The organism is Gemella sp., from assembly GCF_057272915.1.
Window position 1 is genome coordinate 50,922 of sequence record NZ_DBHIUF010000012.1, and the last position, 370, is coordinate 51,291.

Consider the following 370-nt stretch of genomic DNA (forward strand, 5'->3'; position numbering starts at 1 on the left):
ACGTTTAACGATGGAACAACAGCAACGTTGACACCAGATAAGACAGTAGTGGAAGCACAATCAAATGCGATAGCAGATCCAGCGAAGACACCAGTTGTGAAACTAACAGAGTTAACAACAGAAGAAAAAGAAAAAGTTAAAGCTGAGATTAAGAAAGTAAATCCAAACGCTAAGACAGTTGAAGTATCAGACAACGGAACAGCAACAGTAACGTTTAACGATGGAACAACAGCAACGTTGACACCAGATAAGACAGTAGTGGAAGACTTCGAGCCAGTGAAACCAACTGAAAAGGTTCCAGTCAAAGACAAAGCGCACTTAACTCCAGAAGAGAAAAAACAAGTTGCAGACAAAGTCAAAGATAAGAACC

At 40.3% G+C, this 370-nt stretch carries 1 protein-coding gene; it reads left to right on the forward strand.

What is annotated here, in order from left to right; translation table 11 throughout:
• Window positions 1–370 (forward strand): MiiA motif-containing surface protein (locus ACO6OL_RS06140; protein ID WP_485502502.1); only part of this gene is annotated, 370 nt, incomplete at both ends.